The organism is Klebsiella sp. 10982, from assembly GCF_048589245.1.
GTDB classification, from domain to species: domain Bacteria; phylum Pseudomonadota; class Gammaproteobacteria; order Enterobacterales; family Enterobacteriaceae; genus Klebsiella; species Klebsiella quasivariicola.
This window is the reverse complement of the sequence record NZ_JBMAXV010000072.1, coordinates 1-10746: the sequence shown is the minus strand read 5'-3', so window position 1 is coordinate 10746 and position 10746 is coordinate 1. Positions and strand designations below refer to the sequence as shown.

General features: G+C 58.8%; 11 protein-coding genes. 9 read left to right on the top strand and 2 right to left on the bottom strand.

The features are described 5' to 3' along the window. Positions 1-66: 66 nt before the first annotated feature. Complete coding sequence (gene mltB / locus ACKLKD_RS26770) at positions 67-1146, bottom strand: lytic murein transglycosylase B (RefSeq protein ID WP_025712766.1); 1080 nt, start codon at positions 1144-1146, stop codon at positions 67-69. 276 nt (positions 1147-1422) lie between these two features. Between mltB and srlA the strand changes: the two genes are divergently transcribed. The 7 genes from srlA (at position 1423) to gutQ (ending at position 6402) form a co-directional block, all read left to right on the top strand. After that, positions 1423-1986, top strand: a complete 564-nt coding sequence (gene srlA, locus ACKLKD_RS26765; RefSeq protein WP_002914812.1) for a PTS glucitol/sorbitol transporter subunit IIC — start codon at positions 1423-1425, stop codon at positions 1984-1986. Then, on the top strand, positions 1983-2954 hold the full coding sequence (gene srlE, locus ACKLKD_RS26760; protein ID WP_087806346.1) for a PTS glucitol/sorbitol transporter subunit IIB: 972 nt from the start codon (positions 1983-1985) through the stop codon (positions 2952-2954). Before srlA ends, srlE begins: the two co-directional genes overlap by 4 nt. A gap of 13 nt (positions 2955-2967) precedes the next feature. Continuing rightward, positions 2968-3330, top strand: a complete 363-nt coding sequence (srlB, locus tag ACKLKD_RS26755) for a PTS glucitol/sorbitol transporter subunit IIA (RefSeq protein ID WP_025712768.1) — start codon at positions 2968-2970, stop codon at positions 3328-3330. Positions 3331-3342: 12 nt separating this feature from the next. After that, positions 3343-4122 (top strand): sorbitol-6-phosphate dehydrogenase, encoded by a 780-nt coding sequence (gene srlD / locus ACKLKD_RS26750; RefSeq protein ID WP_025712769.1) that lies wholly within the window; start codon positions 3343-3345, stop codon positions 4120-4122. Between the two features lie 122 nt (positions 4123-4244). Continuing rightward, entirely contained in the window at positions 4245-4604 is a 360-nt protein-coding gene (gene gutM, locus ACKLKD_RS26745; protein WP_025712770.1) for a transcriptional regulator GutM, read from the top strand. Between the two features lie 66 nt (positions 4605-4670). Continuing rightward, on the top strand, positions 4671-5444 hold the full coding sequence (gene srlR, locus ACKLKD_RS26740) for a glucitol operon DNA-binding transcriptional repressor SrlR (RefSeq protein WP_080924988.1): 774 nt from the start codon (positions 4671-4673) through the stop codon (positions 5442-5444). After that, on the top strand, positions 5437-6402 hold the full coding sequence (gene gutQ / locus ACKLKD_RS26735; protein ID WP_025712772.1) for an arabinose-5-phosphate isomerase GutQ: 966 nt from the start codon (positions 5437-5439) through the stop codon (positions 6400-6402). The genes srlR and gutQ overlap by 8 nt, the downstream gene beginning before the upstream one ends. Here gutQ and norR read toward each other — a convergent pair. Continuing rightward, positions 6365-7915 (bottom strand): nitric oxide reductase transcriptional regulator NorR, encoded by a 1551-nt coding sequence (gene norR / locus ACKLKD_RS26730; protein WP_080924989.1) that lies wholly within the window; start codon positions 7913-7915, stop codon positions 6365-6367. The genes gutQ and norR overlap by 38 nt on opposite strands. 187 nt (positions 7916-8102) lie before the next feature. Here norR and norV point away from each other — a divergent pair, with 187 nt between their 5' ends. Beyond that, positions 8103-9551 (top strand): anaerobic nitric oxide reductase flavorubredoxin, encoded by a 1449-nt coding sequence (norV, locus tag ACKLKD_RS26725; protein WP_087806344.1) that lies wholly within the window; start codon positions 8103-8105, stop codon positions 9549-9551. Then, the gene (gene norW, locus ACKLKD_RS26720) at positions 9548-10681 is read left to right on the top strand and encodes an NADH:flavorubredoxin reductase NorW (RefSeq protein ID WP_025712775.1); all 1134 of its coding nucleotides are present in this window, start codon (positions 9548-9550) and stop codon (positions 10679-10681) included. Before norV ends, norW begins: the two co-directional genes overlap by 4 nt. Positions 10682-10746 lie beyond the last annotated feature (65 nt).

The following is a 10746-nucleotide window of genomic DNA, read 5'->3' as shown; positions in this document are numbered from 1 at the left end:
ATCGGGTAAGGCGTTAGCCGCTACCCGACAAAAAGAGGTTTGAAATATGTCGGCCGGATAAAAGGATCAATACTCGCCGCGGGCCTGCGACACCGCCAGTCCCAGCTGCCAGACGGCCATTGCATAGTGGGTGCTGTGGTTGTAACGGGTGATGGTGTAGAAGTTAGGCAACCCGTACCAGTACTGATAGCCGGTGCCGATATCCAGCCGCAGCAGGCTGGCCTGCTGATGGTTGCCCAGCGGCTGGGTTGGGGTCAGCCCCGCCGCCGCCAGCTGTGAAACGCTGTATTTGGTCTTGAAACCATTCTCCAGCCCCGGCGCCTGGCCCAGCGCCTGCACCGCCACCAGATCGCCGCTCACCCAGCCATGCTGTTTGAAGTAATTAGCCACGCTGCCGATAGCATCCACCGGGTCCCACAGGTTGATATGTCCGTCGCCGTTAAAATCGACCGCATACTGCTTATAGGACGACGGCATAAACTGGCCGTAACCCATCGCCCCGGCGAAAGAGCCTTTCAGATCCAGCGGGTCGTCGCTTTCACTGCGCGCCATTAACAGGAAGGTTTCCAGCTCCGACGAGAAGTATTCAGCGCGGCGCGGGTAGCTAAACGACAGGGTCGCCAGCGCATCAAGGATGCGGGTTTTGCCCATCACCCGGCCCCAGCGAGTCTCCACGCCGATAATACCGACGATGATTTCCGGCGGCACGCCGTAAACCTGATAAGCGCGGTTCAGCGCATCCTGATACTGGTTCCAGAACACCACGCCGTTCTGCACATTATCCGGGGTAATAAATTGTTTCTTATAGCGTAACCAGGCGCCGGTCGGCCCGGTCGGCGGCAGGCCGGTCGGCGCCTGACGATCCATCAGCCGCAGGACGTAATCCAGGCGCTTAGCCTGCGACAGGATCTCCTGCAGCTGCTGCCGGTCAAAGCCGTGCTTCGCCACCATCTTATCGATGAACTGCGCCGCCGCCGGGTTGTTGGCGAAGTCGCCGCCCATCTGCATCACGTTATGCTGCGGTTCCAGCAAAAAGCCGCCGGTTCCACTCGCCATCTCCGTTTCCGCGGGGGTCTTGGGTTTGCTGCTGCAGGCAGCGAGGAGCACACAAAGGGGAAGTAAAGCCAGATAGCGACGCTTCAACATGGGAATTCCGTTTAACAAATTCAGCAAGGGATAATTATGGTAAAGCATGCGACGACCAACAAGAAAGCGACAATCCGTTTGTAGACAAAATAGTCCTTCAACGGCACCTCTCCTGCGTGCATTCATGTCCTGCAACATTTCATCCCTTGCTTTCAAACTTTCAAAATAAAATATTTATCTTTCATTTTGCGATCTATTTAACACTTTAAAACCTTTCAAAGTGATTAAAATCAGCCTGCAGTTAGCAAGAAAAATAACACGCTGAAGGAGAGAACAATGATTGACGTCGTTACCCACGGCGCGGAGTGGTTTATCGGCCTGTTTCAGAAAGGCGGCGAGGTATTTACCGGCATGGTGACCGGGATCCTCCCCTTACTGATCAGCCTGCTGGTGATCATGAACGCGCTGATCAACTTTATCGGACAGCAGCGGATCGAGAAGCTGGCGCAGCGCTGCGCCGGGAACCCGATCTCCCGCTATTTGCTGTTGCCCTGCATCGGCACCTTCGTGTTTTGTAACCCCATGACCCTGAGTCTCGGCCGCTTTATGCCAGAGAAGTACAAGCCCAGCTATTACGCGGCGGCGTCGTATAGCTGCCACTCAATGAACGGTCTCTTTCCACATATCAACCCCGGTGAGCTGTTTGTCTATCTCGGCATCGCCAACGGCCTCACCACCCTCGGCCTGCCGCTCGGTCCGCTGGCGGTGAGCTACCTGCTGGTCGGGCTGGTGACTAACTTCTTCCGCGGCTGGGTCACCGACCTGACCACCTCAATTTTCGAGAGAAAAATGGCGATTCAGCTTTCCCAGAAAGTGCATCTGTCAGGAGCGACATCATGACCCGGATTCGTATTGAGAAAGGTACCGGCGGCTGGGGCGGCCCGCTTGAGCTCGACGTCGTCGAAGGCAAAAAGATCGTCTATATCACCGCCGGCACCCGCCCGGCGATCGTTGACCGCATCGCCAGCCTGACCGGCTGGCAGCCGGTGGACGGGTTTAAAGAGGGAGAACCAGCGGAAAGCGAGATCGGCGTGGCGATTATCGACTGCGGGGGCACCCTGCGCTGCGGGCTCTATCCTAAACGCCGCATCCCGACGGTGAATATCCATGCCACCGGCAAATCAGGGCCGCTGGCGCAGTATATCGTCGAGGATATTTACGTCTCCGGGGTGAAAGAAGAGAACATCAAACTGCTGGAAGATAGCGGCGAGACGGCTGCGCAACCCCTCCCTGCCGCGGGCCGCGAGTATGACACCAGCAAGAAGATCACCGAACAGAGCGATGGCCTGCTGGCGAAGGTCGGGATGGGGATGGGATCGGTGGTGGCAGTGCTGTTCCAGGCCGGGCGCGACACCATTGATACGGTGCTGAAAACCATTCTGCCGTTTATGGCCTTCGTCTCGGCGCTGATCGGCATCATCATGGCCTCCGGCATCGGCGACTGGATCGCCCACGGCCTGGCGCCGCTCGCCAGCCATCCGCTGGGGCTGGTGACGCTGGCGCTGATTTGCTCCTTTCCGCTGCTGTCGCCGTTTCTCGGCCCCGGCGCGGTGATAGCCCAGGTGATCGGCGTGCTGATCGGCGTTCAAATTGGTCTCGGCAACATTCCGCCACACCTCGCCCTGCCCGCGCTGTTTGCCATCAACGCCCAGGCCGCCTGCGATTTTATTCCGGTAGGCCTGTCGCTGGCCGAAGCCCGTCAGGATACCGTGCGCGTCGGGGTGCCGTCGGTGCTGGTCAGTCGCTTCCTGACCGGCGCGCCAACCGTGCTGATCGCGTGGTTCGTTTCCGGATTTATTTACCAGTAAGAGGTTCCTGAAGATGACTGTGATTTACCAGACCACTATTACGCACATCGGCGCCTGCGCAACGATGGCGCTGGAAGAGCAAATGCTGATCACCTTCCGCGAGGGCGCCCCGGCGGATATCGAAGAGTACTGCTTTATTCACAACCACGGTGAGCTTGCCGGCGCGCTGCAGCCGGGGGCAGAGCTGCAGCTTGGCGAACAGCGCTACCCGGTAACCGCCGTCGGCGAGGTCGCCGAACAAAACCTGCGCGAGCTGGGCCACATCACCCTGCGCTTTGACGGCCATCGTGAAGCGGAGTTCCCGGGTACCGTCCACGTGGCGGGCCCGGTGCCGGACGCCATCGCGCCCGGCTGCGTACTGAAATTTGTTGCTTAGAAGGAGAGAAAGATGAATCAGGTTGCTGTTGTCATTGGTGGCGGACAAACCTTAGGAGAGTTTCTGTGCCGCGGGCTGGCCGCCGAGGGCTACCGCGTGGCGGTGGTTGATATTCAAAGCGAAAAAGCCAGCCGCGTCGCCCTGGAGATTAACGCCGAGTATGGCGAAGGCACGGCATACGGCTTCGGCGCCGATGCCACCAGCGAGGCCAGCGTCACGGCGCTGGCCCACGGGGTGGACGAGATTTTCTCGCGCGTCGATCTGCTGGTGTACAGCGCCGGGATCGCCAAAGCGGCGTTTATTAGCGACTTCGCGCTGGGGGATTTTGACCGCTCGCTGCAGGTCAATCTGGTGGGCTATTTCCTCTGCGCCCGCGAGTTCTCCCGGCTGATGATCCGCGACGGTATTAAAGGACGCATCATTCAGATCAACTCGAAATCCGGCAAAGTGGGCAGCAAGCACAACTCCGGCTACAGCGCGGCGAAGTTCGGCGGCGTCGGGCTGACCCAGTCGCTGGCGCTGGATCTGGCGGAATATGGCATTACCGTGCATTCGCTGATGCTCGGCAATCTGCTGAAATCGCCGATGTTCCAGTCGCTGCTGCCACAGTACGCCACCAAGCTCGGCATCGATGAGAGCGAAGTCGAGCAGTACTACATCGACAAAGTGCCGCTGAAGCGCGGCTGCGAATATCAGGATGTGCTGAACGTGTTGATGTTTTACGCCAGCCCGCAGGCGTCGTACTGCACCGGGCAGTCGATCAACGTTACCGGCGGCCAGGTGATGTTTTAACAGGTTCCCGGATAGCGCTGCGCTTATCCGGGCTACAAAACTGTCGGTCGGGTAAGGCGTTAGCCGCCACCCGACAAATGGGTACCCGGGTTGTTCCCGGCATCACACCTTCAGGAGACATTATGGTTACCGCACTCATTACCGTCGCCGCCATCGCCTGGCTTACCCAGCTGGCGTTTGGCGGCTGGCAGATCCGCCGCTTCAATCGCGCCTTCGACAGTTTGTGCCAGCAGGGCCGGGTCGGCGTCGGCCGCTCTGCCGGGCGTTTTAAACCGCGCGCCATTGTCGCCATCGCCGTCGATGATGACAACCGTATTTGCGATACGTTGCTAATGAAAGGCTTCACGATTTTCGCTCGCCCGCAAAAAATCCCCACGCTTACCGGCAAACATATCGCGGAATTGCAGCCTGATGTGATCTTTCCCCATGATCCGCGCTGTCAGAATGCACTATCATTAGCGCTTAATCCGAAACATGGGTAATTTCGTTGTAAAAGTAAATATCTTGCGAAATTATCACTTTGAAACTTAAACGCAGGATAGACGCCTATGAAACCCCGTCAGCGCCAGGCAGCCATTCTCGAGTTCCTGCAGTCGCAGGGAAAATGCTCGGTCGAAGAGCTGGCGCAACACTTCGATACCACCGGCACCACCATCCGCAAGGATCTGGTCACGCTGGAAAATGCTGGCACCGTCATTCGCACCTATGGTGGCGTGGTGCTTAACAAGGATGAAGCCGATCCGCCGATCGATCATAAGACGCTGATCAACACTCATAAAAAAGCGCGCATCGCCGAAGCCGCCGTACGTTTTATTCACGACGGCGACTCCCTTATTCTCGACGCCGGCAGCACAGTGCTGCAGATGGTCCCCCTGCTCAGCCGCTTCAATAACATCACGGTGATGACCAACAGTCTGCATATCGTCAACGCCCTTGCCGAACTGGATAATGAACAGACTATCCTGATGCCCGGCGGCACCTTTCGCAAAAAATCGGCCTCGTTCCACGGCCAGCTGGCGGAAAATGCCTTCGAACAGTTCAGTTTCGACAAGCTGTTTATGGGCACCGACGGCATCGATCTGAACGCCGGCGTGACCACCTTCAATGAGGTGTATACCGTCAGCAAAGCGATGTGCAACGCCGCCCGCGAAGTGATCCTGATGGCCGACTCATCAAAGTTTGGCCGTAAAAGTCCCAATATTGTCTGCGGCCTTGAGCGCGTGGATAAATTGATTACCGATGCCGATATTGACCCTGCATTCCGGCAGGCGCTGGAAGCAAAAGGTATTGAAGTCATTATTACTGGAGAACATCATGAGTAACTTTCTGTTAGAGGCCGGACGCCAGACCCTGATGCTTGAACTACAGGAGGCGAGCCGCCTGCCGGAGCGCCTGGGCGACGACTTCATCCGCGCGGCGGAAACCATCATCCACTGCGAGGGCAAACTGATTGTCTCCGGTATCGGTAAATCCGGCCACATCGGGAAAAAGCTGGCGGCCACCTTCGCCAGTACCGGTACTCCGGCCTTTTTCGTCCATCCGGCGGAAGCCCTGCATGGCGATCTCGGCATGCTCGACAGCCGCGATGTGATGCTGTTTATCTCCTACTCCGGTAGCGCGAAAGAGCTGGATCTGATCGTCCCGCGACTGGAAGAAAAATCTATTCCGCTGCTGGCAATGACCGGCAAATCCACCTCGCCGCTGGCGCTGGCGGCGAAAGCGGTGCTGGATATCGCCGTCGAGCGCGAAGCCTGCCCGATGCATCTGGCCCCCACTTCCAGCACCGTCAACACCCTGATGCTGGGCGACGCGCTGGCGATGGCGGTGATGCAGGCGCGCGGTTTCAATGAAGAAGATTTCGCCCGTTCTCACCCGGCGGGCGCCCTCGGCGCGCGTCTGCTGAACAAAGTGCATCACCTGATGCGCCGCGACGAAGAGGTGCCGCGGGTCAATACCGAGGCTAACGTCATGGACGCTATGCTCGAACTCAGCCGCACCGGACTCGGCCTGGTGGCGGTCTGCGATGAAGCCAACCGCGTGCAGGGCGTTTTCACCGACGGCGACCTGCGCCGCTGGCTGGTGGGCGGCGGCACGCTCAACGATGAGGTCACTCGGGCGATGACCCGCAACGGCGTGACGCTGCAGGCGGAAAGCCGCGCGGTGGAAGCCAAAGAGCGGTTGATGAAACACAAAATCAGCGCCGCACCGGTAGTGGATGAAAACGGCCAACTGGTCGGCGCCATCAACCTGCAGAACTTTTACCAGGCAGGGATCCTTTAAGCCCCAGTCGTTTCGCCAGCCGATGCAGGTTGGCGACGTCCAGTTCCAGCGCACGGGCGGTCGCCGCCCAGTTGCGCTGGTTCGCCTCCAGCGCGCGGCTAATCGCTTCTCGCTGAAAAGAGTCAGTCGCCTCGCGCAAATTGACGTTTTCCGTCGCCGGCGCCGCTGCCGCCGTCTCAGTCGGCAACATCGGCGCCGTCACCGCAAACTGGAAATGCTGCGGCTCCAGTACCACTTCATCACCGGCCTGGGTGGCCCGCGCCAGCACCACCGCGCGGTGAATAGCATGCTCCAGTTCGCGCACGTTGCCCGGCCAGGACCACTGCTGCAGCCTGGCGCGCGCTGACGCGCTCAATACCACCCGCGCCAGTCCCATCCGCAATCGACACTGCTCGCAAAAATAGCCAGCCAGCAGCACCACATCATTCTCCCGTTCGCGTAGCGCCGGGACCGACAGCGGAAAGACGCTCAGGCGGTGATAGAGATCGGCGCGAAAGCGCCCTGCCACCACTTCCTGGCGCAGGTCGCGGTTAGTGGCTGCCAGCACCCGCACATCAACCCGCAGGCTGCGGTCATCGCCGACGCGCTGAATATCGCCATACTGCAGCACACGCAGCAGCTTGGCCTGCAGCGCCAGCGACAGTTCGCCAATCTCATCAAGAAACAGGGTGCCGTTATCAGCCATCTCAAATTTACCGCTGCGGTTGCTGATAGCCCCGGTAAACGCCCCTTTCACGTGGCCGAACAGCTCGCTCTCCGCCACGCTTTCCGGCAGCGCCGCGCAGTTGAGGTACACCAGCGGATTAGCCGCTCGCGGCGACCCCTGATGCACCGCCTTCGCCACCAGCTCTTTGCCGGTGCCGGTTTCGCCGCTGATCAGCACGTTTAAGTCCGAGGCGGCAACAATCTCAATCTCTTTTTTCAGCTGCAGCATCGGTGCCGACAGACCGATAATCTCCTGACGTTCCGGCTGTGGGTAATTCACCGACTGCTCCGGCAGCACGTTTTGCGCTTCAAGACGGGCAATAAGCAGCGCGTTATTTAAGGCGCCAGCCACCAGCGCGGCAATCAGCCGCAGCTCTTCATCGCTGAAGCTATCGAAACGGTCGGCATCCATGCCGTCAAGGGTCAGCGCGCCAATCAACGTCTGCCCGGCAAACAGCGGAAGACCCACGCAGGCGTGAACTTTCAGGCTCTCCTGACCGGGGATCAGCCCGTCATAGGGGTCAGGCAGATCGCTATCCGCCGGGAAGCGCACCACATCCCCGGCGCGGGCGATTGCCTCCAGCCGCGGGTGCCCTTCCAGGGCAAAGCGGCGACCGAGCACATCCTGCGCCAGGCCATCGATCGCCAGCGGCACAAACTGATGCGCCTCATAGCGCAGCAGCGCCGAGGCATCGCAGCCAAGGATCTGCCGCAGGGTGGCAATCAGGCGCGAAAAACGGTCGGCATGGCCGATATCGCTTTGTAAATCAATGGCGATTCTCGCCAGCGCCTCGACGGAAAAACTCATCATCGCTCCATTGTCATTTTGACAATATACATAGTCATATTGACTATTTTAACCATTGTCATTTTGACATCAACTAAAATCATAAAAAATAAAAAAGAGATAATTATCAATGAATTAAAAAACTGGCACGCAACTTGTAATAAACCAGTCAACTCACTTTGAACACACTGCATTAAATGAGGTTGCTATGTCTATTCTGGTTAAAAATAACATTCTTTGGGTTGGCCAACGTGACTGGGAAGTGCGTGATTTCCATGGCACCGAATATAAAACGCTGCGCGGCAGCAGCTACAACAGCTATCTCATTCGCGAGGAGAAAAACGTGCTGATCGATACCGTCGATCATAAATTCAGCCGCGAGTTCGTGCAGAACCTGCGCAGCGAAATCGATCTGGCTGACCTCGACTATATCGTCATTAACCACGCCGAAGAGGACCATGCCGGCGCGCTGACCGAACTGATGATGCAGATCCCGGATACGCCGATTTACTGCACGGCCAACGCCATCGACTCGATCAACGGCCACCATCATCATCCGGAGTGGAACTTCCACGTGGTGAAAACCGGCGATACTCTCGATATCGGTAACGGTAAGCAGCTGATCTTCGTGGAAACACCGATGCTGCACTGGCCTGACAGCATGATGACCTACCTGACCGGCGACGCGGTGCTGTTCAGCAACGACGCCTTCGGCCAGCACTACTGCGACGAACACCTGTTCAACGATGAAGTAGACCAGATTGAACTGTACGAACAGTGCCAGCGCTACTACGCCAACATCCTGACGCCGTTCAGCCGCCTGGTGACGCCGAAAATTACCGAGATCCTCGGCTTCAACCTGCCGGTGGATATGATTGCCACCTCCCACGGCGTGGTGTGGCGCGATAACCCGACGCAAATCGTCGAGAAATACCTCGAGTGGGCGGCGGATTACCAGGAAGATCGCATCACTCTCTTCTACGACACCATGTCCAACAATACCCGCATGATGGCGGACGCCATTGCCCAGGGGATCACCGAAGTTGACCCACGGGTGGCGGTGAAAATCTTTAACGTCGCCCGCAGCGACAAAAACGACATTCTGACCAACGTTTTCCGCTCGAAAGGCGTACTGGTGGGCACCTCCACCATGAACAACGTGATGATGCCGAAAATCGCCGGGCTGGTGGAAGAGATGACCGGGCTGCGTTTTCGCAATAAACGCGCCAGCGCCTTTGGCTCCCACGGCTGGAGCGGCGGCGCAGTAGACCGCCTCTCCACCCGTCTGCAGGATGCCGGCTTTGAAATGTCGCTGAGCCTGAAAGCCAAATGGCGTCCGGATATCGACGCGCTGGAACTGTGCCGCCAACACGGTCGCGACATCGCCCGCCAGTGGGCCCTCTCCCCGCTGCCGGTTGCTGAAGCAGCGACAACGCCGGAACCACAGGACTGCGCCTGCGCCGCCGCCGCGGCCGCTGACCTCGGTCCCATGATGCAGTGCAGCGTGTGCCAGTGGATCTATGACCCGGCGAAGGGCGAACCCAACCAGGATGTACAGCCGGGTACGCCGTGGAGTGAAGTGCCGGACAATTTCCTCTGCCCTGAGTGTTCTCTTGGCAAAGATGTCTTTGACGTACTGGCAACGGAGGCAAAATGAGTGATGGCATCGTCATCATCGGCTCGGGCTTCGCGGCCCGCCAGCTGGTGAAAAATATTCGTAAGCAGGATGCGCAAATCCCGCTGACCTTAATCGCCGCCGATAGCATGGATGAGTACAACAAACCGGATCTCAGCCATGTCATCAGCCGCGGGCAGAACGCCGACGACCTGACCCTGCAAAGCGCGGGCGAGTTCGCCGAACAGTACAATCTGCGCCTGTATCCGCACACCTGGGTGAGCGATATCGACGCCGAAAATCATCAGGTCAAGAGTCAGGATCGGCAGTGGCGCTATGACAAACTGGTGCTGGCCACCGGGGCGACGCCGTTTATCCCCCCGGTGCCGGGGCGCGAGCTGATGCTGACGCTGAACAGCCAGCGCGAATATGGCGCGGCGCAGAGCCAGCTCCGCGACGCCAGGCGGGTGCTGATCGTCGGCGGCGGCCTGATTGGCTGCGAACTGGCGATGGATTTCTGCCGCGCCGGCAAAGCGGTAACGGTGGTCGATAACTCCGCCAGCGTGCTGGCGGCGCTAATGCCGCCGGAGGCCAGCAGCCGCCTGCAGCATCGGCTCACTGAAATGGGCGTACACCTGATGCTGAAAACGCAGCTGGAAGCGCTGGAACAAACCGCCGACGGCATTCGCGTCAGCCTCGACCGCCAGCGCGCCATAACCGTCGATGCAGTAGTCGCCGCCGCGGGCCTGCGCCCGGAAACGTCGCTGGCGCGCCATGCCGGATTGCAGATTAACCGCGGCGTGGTGGTCAATAATCAACTGCAAACCAGCGACCCGGCGATTTATGCGCTCGGCGACTGTGCGGAGATCAACGGTATGGTGCTGCCGTTCCTGCAGCCGATTTTACTCAGCGCGATGTGTCTGAGTAAGAACCTGCTGGCGCAGGCGGGGGAACTCAAGCTGCCGCCAATGCTGGTGAAGGTGAAAACCCCGGATCTGCCGCTGCATCTGGCCGGCGACACTCGCCGCGACGATCTGACGTGGAACATCGTGGCCGCTAAAGAGGGGCTGGTGGCGAAAGGGCTGGATGCGGAAAATCAACTGCGCGCCTTCGTGGTCAGCGAAGACAAAATGAAAGAGGCCTTTGCGCTGCTCAAGCAGCTGGTAAGTTGATGGTTTTCCCGGCTCGCGGCGTAAACGCCTTAGCCGGGCTACAGTCGGGCTACAGTATTGTCCTG